Origin of the sequence: Yinghuangia soli, assembly GCF_021502675.1 — a bacterium.
Classification (GTDB): Bacteria; Actinomycetota; Actinomycetes; order Streptomycetales; family Streptomycetaceae; genus Yinghuangia; species Yinghuangia soli.
In genome coordinates, this window is the sequence record NZ_JAKFHA010000007.1 from 105209 (window position 1) to 123497 (window position 18289).

Sequence of the window (18289 nt, forward strand, 5' to 3'; positions counted from 1 at the left end):
CGCCTCCTCGTACCTGTGACCATGACGGCGGCGCCCGGCACTTTGGCGCGCTGCCGTCCGTCCATCGTCATGCTTCGAATGTCGGCACGCATCACGTGCCCGGTGGGATCGCCTGGCAGCCCTGGTCCCGCGGGCGCGAGCGTACACGCCGACGGACCAGGATCACCGGAACGGCGCCCGCCACCCCCATAACGACCGGAACGGGCGAGAGAACCGCAGCCGCGTTGCCAGGATTGGCAAATTTTCCGGCACCCTCGAACGTCGACGGCACCGGCAGCCCCTTCCACCGGCTGACCGGCCAGGCCACCGTGAACGCCCGCCCCACCACGTCGTCTTCGGAGATCGTGCCCTGGTGGGGACTGTCCTGATGGGCGCGCGAGTCGGAGGAATCGCCGCGGTGGTCGCCCATCACCCACAGGCGGCCCTTGGGCACCTTGACCGAGAACGGCACGTTGGACGGCGCGTCGCCGGGATAGATGTACGGCTCGTCCAGCGGCACCCCGTTGACCGTGATCCGCCCGGTGTCGTCGCAGCACACGACGGTGTCGCCGCCCACCCCGATGACCCGCTTGATCAGGTCCTGCTCGTCGTCCGACGGCAGCAGTCCGACGTACACCAGACCCTGCTTGAGCTGCTTGATCACCGGCGGTGGATCGGATTTCGGCTTGCGCCCGAGCCAGCCGCCCGGGTCGCGGAACACCACGACCTCGCCGCGTTCCGGCTCGGCGCCGAACCACGGCGTGAGCTTGTCGACCAGCACCCGGTCGCCGATGCCGATCGTCTGCTGCATCGAACCCGAAGGGATGAAGAACGCCTGTACGAAGAAGGTCTTGATGAGCAGCGCGAGGACCACCGCGGTCACCACGAGGATCGGGATCTCGCGTATCAGCGAGAACGGTTTGTCCTTGCGCCGCCAGCGCCGCCGCGGCGTCCGCCCGCGCGCGGCGGCCCGACCGCCCGCCACCGGTACGCCCGTTGCCTCACCCGTGCCCGCGGGAGGTTCGGCCGCCGCGCCGCCGAGCGGTACGACGGCGCGCAGTTGCGCGGTGGCCTCCGGGTCCGGGAGCGCGGGCGGGCCTTCCGGCGCAGGCGGTCGCGCGCCCTCTGCGGCAGGCGGTCGCGGACTCTCCGCCGCGGACGGCCGCGCGCTCTCCCCCGAACTCCGTGATCCGCGGGGCTTGCCCCGCTTACCCACGGCCCGGGACCGCCGGCGGCTCCTGTCGGCCGATGCCGGGCTGCGAGAACGTCGACGGGCGGTCGATGCCGCCGATCCGGCCCACCGGCCAGATGATCCAGTCCACGCGCCCCACGACCCGGTCCTCCGGCACGAACCCGCCGCCGGGCTTGCCCATGTACTCGCGCGAGTCGGCGGAGTTCCCGCGGTGGTCGCCCATCACCCACAACTCGCCCTCGGGCACCCGGATGTCGAACGGCACCTTCGACGGCACGTCGCCGGGATAGAGGTAGCCGGACTCCTCCAGCGCGACACCGTTGACCGTGATGCGGCCGTGCGCATCGCAGCACACCACATGGTCGCCGCCGATCCCGATGACGCGCTTCACGAAGTCGGTCTCGCCGGAGTTCCCGAACCCGAACATCGACCCGACGCCTTCGACCGCGCGCCCTATCGGGTTCGACGAACCGCTGTCGCGCTTGCCGTCGAACGTGAACACGCCGGTCCCGTCGAACACCACGACGTCGCCGCGCTCGGGCTTGTCGCCGAATGTGTACGCAAGCTTGTTGACCAGGACGCGGTCGCCGATCTGCAGCGTGTTCTCCATAGAACCGCTGGGGATGACGAACGGCTGCGCAACGTACGAATGCAGCACCACGACGACCAGCAGCCCGAAGGCCAGCATCAACGGGAGTTCCACCCATGCGGGCAACCGGCGCCGGCGCGCGTACTCGTCCTCGCCGTCCTCGTCTTCGTCCGCGTCGCTGTCGACCTCGGCTTCGGTGACGGCGGTGGTGGCCGCGGCGGGCTGCGGCTTGGCCTCGGGCTTGGGCTTGGTCAGGACGACCGTCGCGGCGGTGGCGGCACCGCCCGCCGACGAGACCGGCGTCGCCGCGGGCAACGCAGGTGCCTCGGTCTCCGCCACGGGGGCCGGGGCCGGTACGGACGCGGCAGCCGGCGCCTTCAGTTGGGCGGTCACATCGCCGGACGAACTCCGCGGGCGGCCCGGGACGGCCAGTTGCGCCGTGGCGTCGCCGGCCGCGCCTTCGGTGCCTTCTGCACTGCCACGCTCGTCGGCGTCACCCGAAGCGTCGCCCTCGGCAGCCGGGCGGGCCGCGGCGGGGACGCGGAGCTGGGCAGTAGCCTCGGCAGCGGCCGGTACGGCCTCGGCTTCGCTGTCGGCTTCAGTTTCGGGTTCGGCCTCGGCCTCGGCCTCGGCGCCGTCGTCAGCGTCGTCTTTGGCGTCGTCTTTGGCGTCGGCCTCGCCATCGCCGTCGGTTTCCTCGGCCGAGGACTCCGACGTCTCCGAAGACTCCTCGGCGTCCGCGGCTTCCGAGTCGCCGTCGTCGTCCGGGCGCTCCGGCTGCTCGGACTCCGCGGACTCCTCCGCGGACTCCTCGGCGGTCTCCGAGCCCTCCGCGTCCTCCACGTCCTCCGAAGGCACCGCGTCCCCCGCGTCCTCCGGCGCCTCGGAGACCTCGGCGGCATCCGGACCCGCCTGCTCCCCGACCGGCTCTCCGACCGGTTGTCCGACCGGCTCTCCCACCGGTTTCTCACCCGCCGAATCGTCCTCCGCCGGGTCCGCCGAGCGTTCCTGGGCATGGGTCGGCCGCGGCTCCGTGCCCTCGCTTCGCGAGGAGCCGGTGGAGGTCTCCACCGTGGAGCCGCGGCCGTTGTCCGGTTCGGCGGGTCGCGGGGTCTCCCCCGTCTCGACCGTGCGCGCTGCGTCGTCCATTGCGGACGAGCCTAACGGGCCGGTCACCCCGACCTGATCGGAGGCGCTGCGTCAGACCGTGCGGCCCGAAGCGTCGCGCTTCTCCTTGATCTTCGCGGCCTTGCCGCGCAGGTCGCGCAGGTAGTACAGCTTCGCGCGGCGGACGTCGCCGCGGGTCACGACCTCGATCTTCTCGATGACCGGGGTGTGCACCGGGAAGGTGCGCTCCACGCCGACGTTGTAGCTGACCTTGCGGACCGTGAAGGTCTCGCGGACGCCCGCACCCTGGCGGCGCAGCACGAAGCCCTGGAAGACCTGGACGCGGGACTTGTTGCCTTCGATGACGCGCACGTGCACCTTGAGGGTGTCACCGGCGCGGAAGGCCGGAACGTCGTCGCGCAGGGAGGCTGCGTCGAGGCCGTCGATGATGTTGGCCATGATGGCGTCGCTTTCTCGCAGGTGCCACAGGTCACCCACGGCATGTCGTGGTGTCTACAGAAAGAGGGCCGCCGACCTCTGCAGTGGTGCTCCCCCTGTGGCAGGGGCACCTCCGGCGCCTGCGCCGAGCGCGGTTCCGGACCAGGTCGTACGACAACAGCTGTTCAGTCTGCCACAGGGGTGGCGTCCGGCGAAAACCGGCCGTCCCGCTCGCTCCAGCCGAGTGCGGCAAGGGTCGCCCTGTCCTTCTTGTCCGCTTCCCCTGCGGTCAGGCGTTCCAGCAGGTCAGGGCGGTTTTCCGCGGTCCGCGCGAGGGCCTGGTCGCGGCGCCAGCGGGCGATCGCGCCGTGGTTGCCGGAGAGCAGGACGGGCGGCACCTCGCGGCCGCGCCATTCGGCGGGCTTGGTGTAGACCGGGCCCTCCAGCAGGTTCGCCATCGCGCCCGGCGCGAACGAGTCGTCGCGCACCGATTCGGCGTTGCCGAGGACGCCGGGCAGCAGCCGGGCCACCGCCTCGACCATCACCAGCACCGCGACCTCGCCGCCGGCCAGCACGTAGTCGCCGATGGAGACCTCGTCGACGCGCATGCGCGTCGCGGCGTCCTCGATGACCCGCCGGTCGATGCCCTCATAGCGGGCCGGTGCGAACACCAGCCAGGGCTCGGCGGCCAGTTCGACGGCCAGTTCCTGGGTGAACGGCCGGCCGGACGGGGTCGGGACGATCAGCCGCGGCACGGACTCCCCGTCCAGGGGCGCCACTTCCTCCAGCGCCGCGGCCCACGGCTCGGGCTTCATGACCATGCCGGGGCCGCCGCCGTACGGCGTGTCGTCGACCGTGCGGTGCACGTCGTGCGCCTGGTCGCGCAGTTGGTGCAGGCGCACGTCCAGCAGGCCCTTGGCGCGGGCCTTGCCGACCAGCGAGACGTCGAGCGGGGCGAGGTACTCGGGGAAGATCGAGACGACGTCGATCCTCATTCCGTACCGCCCTCGGATTCCCCGCCGGCCTCGGCTCCGGCCTCGGCGTCCCGCGTGGACGCCACCTCCGCCTCCTCCGGGTCGATCAGCCCGGGCGGCGGCGTGATGACCATGCGCTGCTCCTCCAGGTCGATCTCCGGGACGATCTCCTCGACGAACGGCACCATGACCTCGCGGCCGTCCTCGGCACGCACGATCAGCAGGTCCTGGGACGGCAGGTGCGCGATCTCGCGGACCTCGCCGACCAGCGTGCCGTCGGCCAGCACGACGTCCAGCCCGACCAGCTGGTGGTCGTAGAACTCCTCGGGGTCCTCGGGCAGTTCGTCCGGGTCGACCTCGGCGATGAGCAGCACGTTGCGCAGCGCCTCGGCGCCGTTGCGGTCCGCCACGCCCTCGAAGGACAGCAGCAGCCGGCCGCTGTGCACCTTGCCGGCCGCGATGGTGAGCGGTCCGGCGGACGGGGGGTCGGTCATGAGCACCGCGCCGGGCGCCAGGCGCACCTCCGGCTCGTCGGTGCGTACCTCGACGCTGACCTGGCCGCGGATCCCGTGGGCCCGGCCGATCCGGGCGACGACCAGCTGCACTGTTCACTCCTCGACGGCGGCCGCGGCGCGGCCGGAAAGACAAAAAAGAGTGGCCTCCCGCATCGGCCGAGCCGATGGGGGAGGCCACCTTTGCGCTGCATGGTGCGCGCCAGGTCGTTCAGCGCACCTGGTCGACGTCGACGAGGTCGACGCGGACGCCGCGGCCGCCCAGGGCGGTCACGACGGTACGCAGGGCCCGGGCGGTGCGGCCGCCGCGCCCGATGACCTTGCCCAGGTCGTCAGGGTGCACGCGGACCTCGAGAATCCGCCCGCGACGCAGGTTCCGAGCCCGGACCTTCACGTCGTCGGGGTTCTCGACGATGCCCTTGACCAGATGCTCGAGGGCCTCCTCGAGCATGGTCAGCCCTCGCTCGGCGCAGACTCGGCGGCCTCGGCGGCGGGAGCTTCAGCCTCGGCCGCGGGGGCCTCCGCCTTCTTCTCCTTCTTCGCCTTCGGCGTGGTGGCGCCGTCCTTCGGCTCGTCCGCGGCTTCCTTGGCGGCGGCCTCGAAGAGCGACTTCTTGTCGGCCTTCGGCGCCTTGACCTGGAGGGCGTTCTCCGGAGCCGGGAGGCCCTTGTGCTTCTGCCAGTCGCCGGTGAGCTTCAGCAGAACGGCGACGGCGTCGGTCGGCTGCGCGCCGACACCCAGCCAGTACTGCGCACGCTCGGAGTCGACCTCGATGCGCGAGGGGTTCTCCATCGGGTGGTAGATACCGATCTCTTCGATCGCGCGGCCGTCACGCTTGGTGCGGGCGTCGGCGATGACGATGCGGTAGTGCGGGCTGCGGATCTTGCCCAGGCGCTTCAGCTTGATCTTGACTGCCACGAGAGTGGTGTCTCCTGCATCTTGACGTGGGTGAGCGACCGCGTCGACACGTGGGGACATGCGACCGGCCGGTCAGTGGACACGAAGTCATGCGGAGAGAGGGTCCGACGATGCTCCGGGTACTCAGCGGGCCATTCTGCCAGACGTACGCCCCGGATCCCAATCCACCGGGGATCCGGGGCGTACGGACTGCGGCAAAGACCGCGCTCCGACGGCGGGAGGCGCCAGTCAGTAGGCGCGGGCCACGATCGCGATGTTGCCGGGCTGGTCGTCGGCGTCCGGCACCTCGCCGTCGGCGGTGACCAGGCAGCGCACCGAGACGCCCTGCTCGGCCAGCTTGGCCTCGCCCTCGGGGCCGAGGTCGGCCCACGAGATGCGGCCCCAGCCGGTGGCCGCGGCCTCGACGGCCTCGCCGATCGAGGTGACGTCGACGGTACGGGCCGCACGGCGCTCGGCGGACTGCGCGAGCAGCAGCGCCTGGTCCTCTTCGAGGATCGCAGCGACCGTCTCGACGACGCCGTCCAGCTGGACCGGGCTCTTGCCGCCGGCGATCCGGCGGGCCAGCATCGCGGTGCCGGCCTCCAGGTCGCGCGGGCCGATCTCGAGGCGGATCGGCACGCCCTTGAGCTCCCAGTCGACCGCGCGGCGGCCGAAGGGGGTGTCGGTCTTGTCGTCCACGACCACCCGGACGCCGGCCGCCTTGAGGCGGTCGCCGAGCGCGCGCACGGCCTCGACCACCGCGTCGTCGCCCTTGATGGCCATGACCACGGCCTGCACCGGCGCGAGGCGCGGCGGGATGCGCAGGCCGTTGTCGTCGCCGTGGCTCATGATCAGGCCGCCGACCATGCGGGTGCTGACGCCCCACGAGGTCTGCCACACGTACTCGCGCTCGCCGCTGTCGGCCAGGAACTGGGTGTTGAATGCCTTGGCGAAGTTCTGGCCGAGCTCGTGCGAGGTGCCCATCTGCAGCGCCTTGCCGTCGCCCATCATGCCCTCGAGGGTGAGGGTGTTGATGGCGCCGGCGAAGCGCTCGCGCGCGGTCTTGCGGCCCAGCACGACGTCGATGCCGAGCACGTCGCGCATGAACTCGCCGTACACGTGGCGGTGGATGCGGGCCGCGTAGTCGCGGGCGTCCTCGTACGAGATGTGCGCGGTGTGGCCTTCCTGCCACAGGAACTCGGTGGTGCGCAGGAAGACGCGGGGCCGGAGCTCCCAGCGGACCACGTTGGCCCACTGGTTGATGAGCAGCGGCAGGTCGCGGTACGACTGCACCCACTTCGAGAAGTACTCGTTGATGATCGTCTCGGAGGTGGGGCGGACCACGACCGGCTCTTCGAGCTTCTTGCCGCCGCCGTGCGTGACGACCGCGAGCTCGGGGCTGAAGCCCTCGACGTGCTCGGCCTCGCGGGTCAGGTAGTTCTCCGGGATGAACATCGGGAAGTACGCGTTCTGCGCCCCGGCGTCCTTGATCCGCGCGTCGACCTCGGACTGCATCCGCTCCCACAGCGAGTAGCCGTACGGTCGGATGACCATGGTGCCGCGCACCGGTCCGTTGTCCGCCAGTTCGGCCTTGCCGATGAGGTCCTGGTACCAGCGCGGGAAGTCGTCCGCCTGGGGGGTGAGGATGGGAGCCTTTGCCATGAGGCCACATCGTACGGGCTCCGCGCCCGCCCTCGAACCGGGTTACCGGTCGGACGGGGCAGGCGGGCGCGGAGCATGCACGCCGGTCAGCGCAGCGTGATCTCGGTGGGCACCTCGGGCTTGATCGGTTCGAAGAGGCCCAGCAGCGACGCGGCCTCCTCGGCCGTGCCGCGCACGACCGAGGCGTTGCCTGCCGCGAGGGCGGCGGCCAGGTCGGTGGTGCCCAGGTGCAGGGCCTCCATCGAAGCCCGCGTCAGTTCGACGACCGGCTCCGCGGTGTCCGGCAGGGACGCGGCGAAGCGGGCCACGCCGCGCCGGATGTGCAGCGACACCTCTTCGGTGCCGTAGTGCTCACCGCCGGTGATGCGGAAGCCGAGGACGCGGTCGGTGTCCAGGGCGTCCTCGGCGCGCAGCCGGGTGGTGAAGAGCTCGACGAGCCAGGCGGCGCGGATGCGGGCCACGAGGTCGCGCGGCGCGAAGATCTGCGCGAAGTTGATGAAGGGCAGGATCGGCTGGATCCTCCCCTCCAGCTCATCGGCCGAACTCAGGTACCAGTTGCGCCAGTTGATGTTCATGTGCGCATAGCCCCGGCGCCGGAAGCAGGCGGCCTTGAGCTGCCGCGCCTCGGTGTCCTCGCGGTCGATGCGGGTGAGGTGGGTGGCGAGTTCCGCGGCCCACTGGAACTCGTCGGCCTCGTACGCGGTGCGCGCTGCCGCGAGGACGCGCTCGCGGCCGCCCATGAGCTCGACCGTGCGCCGGGCGCGCTCGGGGCGCGGCAGCGGGTCGAGGTCGACGGGGTCGCCGCCGAACCAGCCGAGGTAGCCGAAGAAGATCTGCCGCACGGTGTGCTTGACGGTGCCGTAGTACTCGCGGGCGTACGGCTTGGCGTCCGCGAGGTGCGCGGGCAGCCGGAGCTCGTCGGCGAGTTCGTCCGGGGTCAGGCCCTGGTTCATCAGGCGCACGGTCTGGTCGTGGATGTACTGGATGCAGTCGCGCTCCAAGCTCAGCACGTCCTCGACGGCGGCCGCGCCGGTGACCGGCTGCCCGTGGCTGGGCACCAGGTGCTCGGCGCGGCAGGCGCGCAGTGCGTCGATGCTGCGCACCCACTGCATGGGGTCGCGGTAGCGGCAGCCACGCAGGGTGTGGATGTTGGGCAGCGTCGGGCCCTGGATGGTGTCGCCGCAGAGCACCACCCCGAGTTCGGGGACGTGCACGCTGATCGCGTCGTCGGTCTCGCCGGGGTTGTGGAAGAGGCGCAGCCGCAGGCCCGCGACGGCGACCTCGAGTTCGTCGTCCACGAGGTGGGTGGGCATGACGAACGACGGCTGCCCGACGCCCGCGTGCGGTCCGACCGCGTCGTTCATGCCGGCCGTGTCGGCGGGGCCGAGCAGATTGCCGAGCGAGTAGACCGAGCGCAGGCCCATGATGTGCAGCGCGGGGCCGGACTGGTCGGTGAGGCTGTCCAGGAACGTGCGGTGCGCGTACACCGCGATCTCGCCGGACGCCGCGGCCTCCGGGGACACCCAGTGCCGCAGGCCGTTGACGTGGTCCGGGTGGTGGTGGGTGACGACGACCGCGCGGACCGGGGCGTCCGGGTCCTTGAGGTGCCGGCGCAGTTCGGGCTCGATGGCGGCGGCGAGGTCGGTCCCGCTGCCGGTGTCGACGACCACGATGCCGTCCGGGCCCTCGACGAAGACGGCGTTGGCGGACGACCAGCCCACCGCGACGTGCACGCGGTCCGCGACGGTGTGCACGCGCTTCTCGAAGTGCCCGGTGTGCGCGGCGAGCTCCGGGTGGATGCACGGCTCCACGAGGTACGGCGTCGGCTGGCTGTCTGTCACGACCTGCTCCCCTTCCGGTTGGACCGCGGGAAGCTTGTCACGGGCAAGCAAGGCGGCGGAAGAGGGGCGGCAGGCCGGTCCCGGAGCGGACTCAGCCCAGTCCGGGCCACTCCTCCGCGGTCATCGCGAACCGCTCGTGGTCGCGCCACGCGCCGTTGACGTGGATCATCCGCGGCGAGAAGCCCTCGTGCCGGAAGCCGAGCCGCTTGGCCAGCGCGATGGACCGCTGGTTGGCCGGCTGCACGTTGACCTCCAGCCGGTGCAGGTCCAGGCCGCCGCGGTCGGCGGGCGCGAACGCCCGGTCCACCACCAGCGCGAGGCCCTCGGTCATGCGGCCGGTCCCGGCGTACGGCAGGTAGGCGTCGTAGCCGACCGTGGCGTTGCGGAAGCCGCCGCGCACGATGTTGGCCACCGTGATCTTGCCGGCCAGGCCGCCGTCCGCGAGGTCGACGACCATGAACGTGCGCATCCCGGCGCCCTGCGCGGCCAGGATCTCGGCGAAGCCGTCCGGCCGCGCCGGGTTCCAGGCGGCGATGTGCTCCAGCGAGCGCAGCACCGCCTCGCGGTACGCCTGCGCGTCGTCCTCGCGGGCCGCGCGGATCCCGACCCGGTAGCCGGGCCGGGTGTACGCCGCGCTCACCGCGCCGGCGCGGCGGATGCCGCGCCGCCGCGGGACGCGCGGGACCCGCGGGAAACAGAGAACGGGGTGTGCTGGGCCATGAGCGCCGTGCCGAGGGCTACTTGAGGTAGTCCTCGAATCCCTTCGGCAGTTCGAACTTGCCCGCGTCGGCGCCGGCCGGGAGCTCGAAGCCGCCCGCGGCGCGCTCCTCGCGCCGCTGGGCCGCGGCGATCTCCTCCTGCTTGCGCTTCATCGGGTTGCCCGACTGGCGCTTGCCCTTGGCCTGCTTGGGCGCCTTGCCCTTCTTCTTGGCCCCGCCGCCCATGCCCGGCATGCCGGGGAAGCCGCCGCCGCGGGCCATCGACGTCATCATCTTGCGGGCCTCGAAGAACCGCTCGATGAGGTTGTTGACCTCGGTGACCGTGCACCCGGAGCCCTTGGCGATACGGGCCCGGCGCGAGCCGTTGATGATCTTCGGGTCGTCGCGCTCGCCGGGGGTCATCGACTTGATGATGGCCGCGACCCGGTCCAGGTCGCGGTCGTCGATGCTGTCGATCTGCTCCTTCATCTGCCCCATGCCGGGCAGCATGCCGAGAAGCTTGGAGATCGACCCCATCTTCTTGACCTGCTCCATCTGCTGGAGGAAGTCCTCCAGAGTGAAGTCCTTGCCGCCCTTCTGGATCTTCTCGGCGGCCTTGAGCGCGACGTCCGCGTCGTACTTCTGCTCGGCCATCTCGATGAGGCTGAGCATGTCGCCCATGCCGAGGATGCGGGACGCCATGCGGTCCGGGTGGAACGCGTCGAAGTCGTCCAGCTTCTCGCCGTTGGAGGCGAACATGACCTGCCGGCCGGTGACCTGCGCGACCGAGAGCGCGGCACCGCCGCGGGCGTCGCCGTCGAGCTTGGAGAGCACCACGCCGTCGAAGCCGACGCCGTCGAGGAAGGCCTGCGCGGTGGTCACCGCGTCCTGGCCGATCATCGCGTCGACCACGAAGAGGATCTCGTCCGGGTTGACGGCGTCGCGGATGTCCGCGGCCTGCTGCATCATCTCGGCGTCGATGCCGAGGCGGCCGGCGGTGTCGACGACGACCACGTCGTACTGCTTGGTGCGGGCGTACTCGATCGAGTCGCGGGCCACCCTGACCGGGTCGCCCACGCCGTTGCCCGGCTCGGGCGCGTAGACCGCGACGCCGGCGCGCTCGGCGACCACGCTGAGCTGGTTGACCGCATTGGGGCGCTGCAGGTCGCAGGCCACCAGCAGGGGCGAGTGCTTCTGCGACTTGAGCCACTGGCCGAGCTTGCCCGCGAGGGTCGTCTTGCCCGCGCCCTGGAGGCCGGCCAGCATGATCACGGTCGGGGCGGTCTTGGCGAACCGCAGGCGCCGCGTCTCGCCGCCGAGAATCCGGACGAGCTCCTCGTTGACGATCTTGACGATCTGCTGCGCCGGGTTCAGCGCCTGCGACACCTCCGCGCCGCGCGCCCGCTCCTTGACGTGCGCGACGAACTCGCGGACGACCGGCAGCGCGACGTCCGCCTCGAGCAGCGCCACCCGGATCTCCCGGGCGGTGGCGTCGATGTCGGCCTCGGAGAGCCGGCCCTTGCCGCGGAGGTTCTTGAAGGTCGCTGCGAGGCGGTCGGAAAGAGTGTCGAACACGTCGGCAGAGGTCCTTCGTATGCGGGATGGTCTACGGTCCCCGCCAGCCTACCCGGGCCGCGCGCGACCCGGCGGCGGTGCCGGGCCCCGCGGGCGGCCGCGGGGCGCCGGCCGGTCGGTCAGGACAGCGCCTTCTCCAGCGTCCTGGCCACTTGGCGGGCGGTGTCGGCGGCCAGCGGCTCGCCGTTGCCGTCCACCACGTAGAACGCGTCGACGGCCTCGGCGCCGTGCGTGCTGACGCGCGCCTGCCGCACGCTGACCTGCGCCTCCGCCAGCGCCTTGCCGATCCGGTGGAGCAGGCCCGGGCCGTCGTGGGCGCGCACTTCGAGGACCGTGGCGGTCTCCGAGACGCCCGGGACGACCTCCACGCGCGGCGGCGCGGGCGTCATCCCGCGCCGGGGCGCGTACGCGGCCTCGCGCCGCGCCAATTTGCCCGCGACGTCGAGCCCGCCGTCGAGCGCCCGGCGCACGTCCTCGCGTACCGCGGCCGGGTCGGGCAGCGCGCCGAACTCGGTCTCCACGGTCCACACGGTGATGCCGGTGCCGTCCACCACGTCGGCGACCGCGGAGCGCACGGTGAGCCGGTGCAGGGCCAGGACCCCGGCGGCCAGCGCCAGCAGGCCGACCCGGTCCGGGGCGGCCACGGTGACCTCGGCGCCGTACGACAGCGGCTCCAGGGTGACCGCGAAGCCGCCCTCGGCCTTGCCGGCCAGCCGCAGCCGGGCGGTGTCGATGGGCTGTGCGGCGGCTGCGGGCCGCCCGGCGAGCACGGCCCGGGCCCGGGCCACCAGGTCGCGGCACAGCGCGTCGCGGAACGCGCTCCACGCGGCCGGCCCGGTCGCGGCGGCGTCCGCCTCGGTGAGCGCGTGCAGGAGTTCGAGCGTCTCCAGGCCGCCGACCGCCTCGGCGAAGCCGGAGACCGTGAGCGGGTCGTCCAGGTCGCGGCGGGTGGCGGTGTCGACGAGCAGCAGGTGGTGCCGGACCAGTGTGGCGATGACGTCGACGTCGTCCTTTGCGAAGCCCATCCGGGTGGCGGCCTCGCGGGCGATGACCTCGCCGCTGAGGCTGTGGTCGCCCGGCCAGCCCTTGCCCACGTCGTGCAGCAGCGCGGCGACCAGCAGCAGGTCGGGGCGGGCCACCCGGCGGGTGTGCGCGGCGGCCTGCACTGCGGTCTCGACCAGGTGCCGGTCCACGGTGAAGCGGTGCACCGCGTTGCGCTGCGGGCGGCAGCGCACGCGTTCCCAGTCCGGCAGCAGCCGGGTGACCAGGCGGCGCGATTCGAGCGCCTCCCAGACCGGCAGGGCGCTGCGCCCGGCGCCGAGCAGCGCGACGAAGGACTCGCGGGCCGCGGGCGGCCAGGGGTCGGGCAGCGGCGGGCATTCGACCGCGAGCCGGTCCACCGCGTGCCGGGACAGCGGGAGTCCGGCCTGCGCGGCGGCGGCCGCGGCGCGGAGCAGCAGCCCGGGGTCGCGGGCCGGCTGGGCACCGTGCGCGAGGACCGCCTCGCCGCCGTGCTCGACCACGCCCTCGGCGAGCGGGCGACGCTCGGGTCCGGCGGTCCGGCCGCGCAGCACGCGCCGGACCGGTCCGGTGCGGGCCGCGAGCACCCGGTTGACCTCGCGCCAGGTGACGTCGGAGGCGTACGCGAGGGCCCGGGCGGACTCCGAGACGCGGCGCAGCAGGGTGTCGGCGTCCAGCAGGCCGAGGGTGCGGGCCACCGGGTCCTGCTCCTGGAGCAGCAGCCGGTCGCCGGCCCGTCCGGTGGTCAGGTGCAGCGCGTCGCGGACGTCGAGGAGGGTGGTGCGGGCCGCATCGACCTCCTCGTGCGGTGCGTCGGCCACCCAGGAGGCGGCCACCGCGCGCAGGGCGGCGGCGTCGCGCAGCCCGCCGCGGGCCTCCTTGAGGTCGGGTTCGAGGAGGAACGCCAGTTCGCCGTGCTTCTCGGCGCGTTCGGCGCCGGACTCCAGGAGCGCGGGCAGCTTCTTGGGAGCCTGGGTGCGCCACGCGGTGAGCGCGGCGGTGCGGACCTGGGCGGTGAGGGCGGCATCGCCGGCCACGTGCCGGGCGTCCAGGAGGCCGAGGTGCACGCGGAGGTCGTCGTCGGCGGCCCGGCGGGCCTCGTCCGGGGTGCGCACCGAGTGGTCGAGGGCGATGCCGGCGTCCCACACCGGGTACCACACGGAGTCGGCGAGGGCGGCGATGTCGCCGCGGCCGTCGTGCAGCAGCAGGACGTCGAGGTCGCTGCCCGGGGACAGTTCGCGGCGGCCGTAGCCGCCCACCGCGACCAGTGCGATCCCGGTGCGGTCGGCGCCGGCGTCCTCCAGCAGCCCGGTCAGCCAGCGGTCGGCGAGGGCGGCGAGGGCGCGGCGGCGTTCGGGGCCGCCGCCTGCGGGGTCGGCGAGGAGTTCCTCGCGGCTGCGGGTGAAGCGGACGGTCGACGGGTTCGGGTCCACCACGGGCGCCCCTCCTCGAGGTCGCGGGCGTCGGAACGCGGACGACGCAAGCCCGCCCGCCGGATGGCGGTGCGGGCCTGCGTCTGCCGCATGGTGCGTGTGCCGTTCTTGTTCCTTCGGATCCGGTGGACGCCGGCGGGGACCGGCGGTCCGGGGGATCCGGGCGGATCGGTGAGCGGCGGGGTGGCCTTAGAGCGCTTCCGGTCCACGTTCCCCGGTACGGACCCGGACCACACTTTCCACCGGAACCACCCAGGCCTTGCCGTCGCCGATCTTGCCGGTCCGGGCCGCCTTGACGATCACCTCGAGCAGCTCGTCCGCGTCGTCGTCGTCCGCGACGACCTCGATGCGGACCTTCGGCACCAGGTCGACCTGGTACTCCGCACCGCGGTAGACCTCGGTGTGGCCGCGCTGCCGGCCGTAGCCGCTGGCCTCGGTGACGGTGAGCCCGTGCACCCCGTAGGCCTGGAGGGCGTTCTTGACGTCGTCGAGCCGGTGCGGCTTGACGACCGCGGTGATCAGCTTCATGCGTCCACCTTCGTCTCCGCCGCGGGGGCAGCGGCAGCAGGCGCGCCCACGGTCGTGCTGGTACGGCCGACCGAGCCACCCAGGCCGGCGAAGTCGTAGCCGGTCTCGGCGTGCTCGACCTGGTCGATGCCGCTGACCTCGTCGTCCTCGCTGATGCGCCAGCCGATGGTGACCTTGATGAGCATGGCGATGACGAACGTGGCCACGAACGAGTAGCCGAGCACCGCGCCGACGCCGGTGAGCTGCTTGACCAGCTGGTCGGTGCCGCCGCCGTAGAAGAGGCCCTCGACGTCGCTCTGCACCTTGCCGGTGGCCAGGAGGCCCGGGGCGATGGAGCCGATGATGCCGCCGACCAGGTGGACGCCGACGACGTCGAGCGAGTCGTCGTAGCCCAGCTTGTACTTCAGGCCGACCGCGGCGGCGCAGACCGCACCGGCGACCAGGCCCAGGACGATCGAGCCGACCGGGCTGAGCGCACCACACGCGGGGGTGATGGCGACCAGGCCGGCGACCGCACCGGACGCGGCACCCAGCGTGGTGAAGTGCCCGTCCCGGATCTTCTCCAGGGTCAGCCAGCCGATGATCGCGGCGGCGGTGGCCACCTGGGTGTTGATCGCGGCCGCGGCGGTGACGCCGTCCGCACCGAGCCAGGAGCCGGCGTTGAAGCCGAACCAGCCGAACCACAGCAGGCCGCAGCCGAGCATGACGAACGGCAGGTTGTGCGGGCGCATCGGGTCGCGCTTGAAGCCGACGCGCTTGCCGACCACCAGGACCAGGGCGAGCGCCGCGATACCGGCGTTGATGTGGACCGCGGTACCGCCCGCGAAGTCGATCACGCCTTCCTTGAACAGCCAGCCGTCGGCCGCCCAGACCCAGTGCGCGACCGGGAAGTACACGATCGTGACCCAGAGGGCCACGAAGACCGCCCAGGACACGAACTTCACGCGGTCCGCGACCGCACCGCTGATCAGCGCGGGGGTGATGATGGCGAACATCAGCTGGAAGATCGCGAAGGCGACGATCGGGACGGTGTAGCCGTCCCACAGCTTCTCCTTGCCCAGGTCACCCATGCCCGCCCAGTCGAAGTTGCCGACCAGGCCGCCGAACGCGTCCGTGCTGAAGGCCATCGAGAACCCGTACAGCACCCACAGGATGGTCACGACCGCCAGGCAGATGAACGACATCATCAGCATGTTCAGGACGCTCTTCACGCGGACCATGCCGCCGTAGAAGAACGCCAGCCCGGGCGTCATGAGCATGACCAGTGCGGCGCACAGGAGTACGAAAGCGGTGTTACCCGTGTCCATACTCTGCCTCTCTTCTCCGTGTCCCCGGCCGACCTCCGGGGGCTCATGGGAAGAACCTTCGAGGCGTGAGGTTTCACGGCGTGTCGCGGCGTGTTTCGCACGGGTGACGGTTCCCGCACGAGTGTTTCGGGGACGTGAACGGCTCCGCATGGCCGGATGTCCGGGTCCCCGCAGGCCAGTTCGCGCCGCACATGGGCCGCACATGGCAGGCTCGGCGGCGTCCCGGGGCACTCCCGCCGCCGGGGTGCCGCCGCGGGCGGGCGGCTCTGTGACATGGCGCGCGCGTGGCGCGCCCGCGCGCGCGAGGGGCGCCGGCCGTGCGGCCGCCTCTCTCGGACCTACGCAGCCCTACGCAGCCGTATGGAATGACATTCCGTCAGATCCGCCGGGCACAGCCCAATCACCACTGGTCAGGAGGGATGCGAAAACTCCCACCGAACGGTTGGCAAAGCCTGGCGGGCACGGTGAGACGGATCACTCGAATGCATTGACATTGATCGCACTCACTGCCGTAATTAATCACCGCGCTTAACTGACGGACCGTCATGGCACGTGTCACCAGCCGGAATCGCTCCCGTCATCGCGCGCGTCCCATGTGTCCCAAATACCTGTCAGCCGACCAGACCTGCGAGAGGGGGTGACGCCGTCGTGTGGCGCCTGCTCGGTCGCAAGGTCCTCCATCTGATACCGGTGTTGTTCCTGGTCACGCTCGCCACCACCGCCATGCCGGACATGCTGAAACTCGGCGATCCGTCCGCGACCCCGGTGGGACCCAAGCTCAGTGCCGACATGACCCCTGAGGATGTCAAGCGGCTCGAAGCACAGTACGGATACGACGACCCGCTGTACGAGCGCTACGGAAGGTGGGTCGCAGACGCCGTCACCGGCGACTTCGGCACCTCGATGGCGACCGACACCCCGGTGGCGGACAGCATCAAGGAACGCTATCCGGTCACTCTCGAACTCGCCCTCGTGTCGCTCCTCCTGGCATTGGCGGTAGCCGTGCCGTTGGGCGTGTGGGCGGCGGCCAAGGCGGGCCGACTCCCGGACAAGTTCCTGGGTGGCCTGTCCTCCGGACTTCTGGCCATCCCGCCGTTCATCAGCTCGATCCTGCTGGTCTATCTCTTCGCCGCGCCGGGCAAACTCGGCCAGGTCTTCCCGAACCAGGGCTGGACCAAGGCCTCCGAGTCGCTCTCCGCGAACATCGAGACGCTGATGCTCCCGGCGATCGTGCTCGCTCTGGCGGAAATACCGCAGTTCCAGCGGTTGCTGCGCAGTGACATGCTCGGCACGCTGCAGGAGGACTACATCCTCACCGCGCGTTCCAAGGGCATGTCGGCACCGTATGTGCTCTTCCGGCACGCGCTTCGGCCGTCGTCGTTCTCGCTCATCACGATCTCCGGCCTGACCCTGGGCCGGCTCATCGGCGGCACGGTCATCGTCGAGTTCTACTTCGGCATCCCGGGCCTCGGGCAGAGCATCGTCGGTGCGATCACCAGCAACGACATCCCGACCGTGCAGGGCACCGTGGTCGTCATCGCGGTCGGCTACGTCCTGCTCAACACCCTGGTCGACGTCGCGTACATGCTGATCGACCCGAGAGTGAGGGCGCGATGAGCCTCGTCGAAACCGAGAACAGCCTCGGCCTGACCGAGTCCGGCGTCGAGACGCCCGCGGAAGCGGCCGCCGAGCGCAAGGGCAAGAAGAAGCGTGCCGGCCTGTTGTGGTGGCTGGCCGTCACGTGGCTGAGCCTCGTGCTCGCGATGGTGGTCTTCGCGGACCTGCTGCCTGCGGAGTACGACCGCCCGGTCGGCGACGCGCACCTGCCGCCGTTCCAGTCGTGGCCGGAGTTCCTCGGCACCGACTACCTCGGCCGCAGCACGCTGTCCCGTATCGCGGCCGGCGCGCGCACCTCGCTGATCGTCTCGACGATCCCGGTGGCCTTCGGCATCCTGCTCGGCGGCCTGCTCGGCCTGGTGTCCGCGTACTTCCGCGGCACCGCCGAGACGGTCATCGACATCTTCGCGGACGCGCTGCTCGCGTTCCCGCCGCTGCTGCTGCTCCTCATGCTCGCCTCGGTGCTCAAGCCGCCGAGCGTGTGGACCATCACGATCGGCCTCGCGGTCCTCACCGTCCCCGGCTTCTACCGGCTGACGAAGGCGAACGCGATCGCCCAGTCGAAGCGCGAATACGTGGTGGTGGCCAAGGCGATGGGTGCCAGGCCCGGCCGGATCATGTTCAAGGAGCTCATGCCGAACACCGTCGCGACGATCCTGTCGTACGCGGTCATCGTCATGGCCATCATGATCGTCGCGGAAGGCTCGCTGTCGTTCCTGGGCGTCGGCGTCCCGGACCCCGAGCCCAGCTGGGGCGGCATGGTCTACAAGGAGAAGGACAACCTGGAGACCTACCCGGGCCAGGTGTTCGTGCCTTGCGCCGTGCTCTTCCTGACGGTGTTCTCGCTGAACGTCATCGGCGACCGCCTGCGGTCCAAGTTCGACGTGCGCGACTCCAACCTTTAGTCGGCCAGACCCTAG

The 18289-nt window shown here is 71.6% G+C and carries 16 protein-coding genes; 2 read left to right on the plus strand and 14 right to left on the minus strand.

Translation table 11 applies throughout. From position 1 onward, the window contains the following. Positions 1–91: 91 nt before the first annotated feature. The 14 genes from lepB (LZ495_RS15140) to LZ495_RS15205 all read right to left on the minus strand — a co-directional run bounded on the left by lepB (LZ495_RS15140) (position 92) and on the right by LZ495_RS15205 (position 15752). A complete protein-coding gene (gene lepB / locus LZ495_RS15140) occupies positions 92–853 on the minus strand; it encodes a signal peptidase I (RefSeq protein WP_372498573.1) in 762 nt (253 codons plus the stop codon). A gap of 334 nt (positions 854–1187) precedes the next feature. Further along, positions 1188–2909: a signal peptidase I gene (lepB, locus tag LZ495_RS44860; protein ID WP_308268143.1), complete on the minus strand. Its 1722-nt coding sequence runs from the start codon at positions 2907–2909 to the stop codon at positions 1188–1190. A gap of 51 nt (positions 2910–2960) precedes the next feature. Continuing rightward, a complete protein-coding gene (gene rplS, locus LZ495_RS15150; RefSeq protein WP_235052865.1) occupies positions 2961–3326 on the minus strand; it encodes a 50S ribosomal protein L19 in 366 nt (121 codons plus the stop codon). Positions 3327–3490: 164 nt separating this feature from the next. Continuing rightward, on the minus strand, positions 3491–4300 hold the full coding sequence (gene trmD, locus LZ495_RS15155; RefSeq protein WP_235052713.1) for a tRNA (guanosine(37)-N1)-methyltransferase TrmD: 810 nt from the start codon (positions 4298–4300) through the stop codon (positions 3491–3493). Continuing rightward, on the minus strand, positions 4297–4884 hold the full coding sequence (gene rimM, locus LZ495_RS15160; protein ID WP_235052714.1) for a ribosome maturation factor RimM: 588 nt from the start codon (positions 4882–4884) through the stop codon (positions 4297–4299). Before rimM ends, trmD begins: the two co-directional genes overlap by 4 nt. A gap of 118 nt (positions 4885–5002) precedes the next feature. Next, positions 5003–5242 carry an RNA-binding protein gene (locus tag LZ495_RS15165; protein ID WP_235052715.1) on the minus strand — a complete coding sequence of 80 codons (240 nt, stop codon included), beginning with the start codon at positions 5240–5242 and terminating at the stop codon, positions 5003–5005. A 2-nt stretch (positions 5243–5244) separates the two neighbouring features. Beyond that, a complete protein-coding gene (gene rpsP / locus LZ495_RS15170) occupies positions 5245–5709 on the minus strand; it encodes a 30S ribosomal protein S16 (protein WP_235052716.1) in 465 nt (154 codons plus the stop codon). A 228-nt stretch (positions 5710–5937) separates the two neighbouring features. After that, positions 5938–7350 (minus strand): proline--tRNA ligase, encoded by a 1413-nt coding sequence (proS, locus tag LZ495_RS15175; protein ID WP_235052717.1) that lies wholly within the window; start codon positions 7348–7350, stop codon positions 5938–5940. An 86-nt stretch (positions 7351–7436) separates the two neighbouring features. Beyond that, on the minus strand, positions 7437–9191 hold the full coding sequence (locus tag LZ495_RS15180; protein WP_235052718.1) for an alkyl sulfatase dimerization domain-containing protein: 1755 nt from the start codon (positions 9189–9191) through the stop codon (positions 7437–7439). Positions 9192–9282: 91 nt separating this feature from the next. After that, the gene (locus LZ495_RS15185) at positions 9283–9831 is read right to left on the minus strand and encodes a GNAT family N-acetyltransferase (protein WP_235052719.1); all 549 of its coding nucleotides are present in this window, start codon (positions 9829–9831) and stop codon (positions 9283–9285) included. A 97-nt stretch (positions 9832–9928) separates the two neighbouring features. Continuing rightward, complete coding sequence (ffh, locus tag LZ495_RS15190) at positions 9929–11464, minus strand: signal recognition particle protein (RefSeq protein WP_235052720.1); 1536 nt, start codon at positions 11462–11464, stop codon at positions 9929–9931. 119 nt (positions 11465–11583) lie between these two features. Then, positions 11584–13920, minus strand: coding sequence for a [protein-PII] uridylyltransferase (locus tag LZ495_RS15195; protein ID WP_235052721.1), 2337 nt, complete (start codon positions 13918–13920; stop codon positions 11584–11586). A 186-nt stretch (positions 13921–14106) separates the two neighbouring features. Next, a complete protein-coding gene (locus LZ495_RS15200) occupies positions 14107–14445 on the minus strand; it encodes a P-II family nitrogen regulator (protein ID WP_235052722.1) in 339 nt (112 codons plus the stop codon). Next, positions 14442–15752, minus strand: coding sequence for an ammonium transporter (locus tag LZ495_RS15205; RefSeq protein ID WP_235052723.1), 1311 nt, complete (start codon positions 15750–15752; stop codon positions 14442–14444). The genes LZ495_RS15200 and LZ495_RS15205 overlap by 4 nt, the downstream gene beginning before the upstream one ends. A 648-nt stretch (positions 15753–16400) precedes the next feature. Here LZ495_RS15205 and LZ495_RS15210 point away from each other — a divergent pair. Together LZ495_RS15210 and LZ495_RS15215 are read left to right on the plus strand one after the other, a co-directional pair. Beyond that, a complete protein-coding gene (locus tag LZ495_RS15210; protein ID WP_235052724.1) occupies positions 16401–17369 on the plus strand; it encodes an ABC transporter permease in 969 nt (322 codons plus the stop codon). Beyond that, positions 17366–18274 (plus strand): ABC transporter permease, encoded by a 909-nt coding sequence (locus LZ495_RS15215; RefSeq protein WP_235052725.1) that lies wholly within the window; start codon positions 17366–17368, stop codon positions 18272–18274. The genes LZ495_RS15210 and LZ495_RS15215 overlap by 4 nt, the downstream gene beginning before the upstream one ends. The last annotated feature ends 15 nt before the right edge of the window (positions 18275–18289 follow it).

Coding starts and splice junctions, on each gene's coding strand:
- lepB (WP_308268143.1), bottom strand. CDS start 2,909: ATGGACGACGCAGCGCGCACGGTCGAGACGGGGGAGACCCCGCGACCC.
- rplS (WP_235052865.1), bottom strand. CDS start 3,326: ATGGCCAACATCATCGACGGCCTCGACGCAGCCTCCCTGCGCGACGAC.
- trmD (WP_235052713.1), bottom strand. CDS start 4,300: ATGAGGATCGACGTCGTCTCGATCTTCCCCGAGTACCTCGCCCCGCTC.
- LZ495_RS15165 (WP_235052715.1), bottom strand. CDS start 5,242: ATGCTCGAGGAGGCCCTCGAGCATCTGGTCAAGGGCATCGTCGAGAAC.
- proS (WP_235052717.1), bottom strand. CDS start 7,350: ATGGCAAAGGCTCCCATCCTCACCCCCCAGGCGGACGACTTCCCGCGC.
- LZ495_RS15200 (WP_235052722.1), bottom strand. CDS start 14,445: ATGAAGCTGATCACCGCGGTCGTCAAGCCGCACCGGCTCGACGACGTC.
- LZ495_RS15205 (WP_235052723.1), bottom strand. CDS start 15,752: ATGGACACGGGTAACACCGCTTTCGTACTCCTGTGCGCCGCACTGGTC.
- LZ495_RS15215 (WP_235052725.1), top strand. CDS start 17,366: ATGAGCCTCGTCGAAACCGAGAACAGCCTCGGCCTGACCGAGTCCGGC.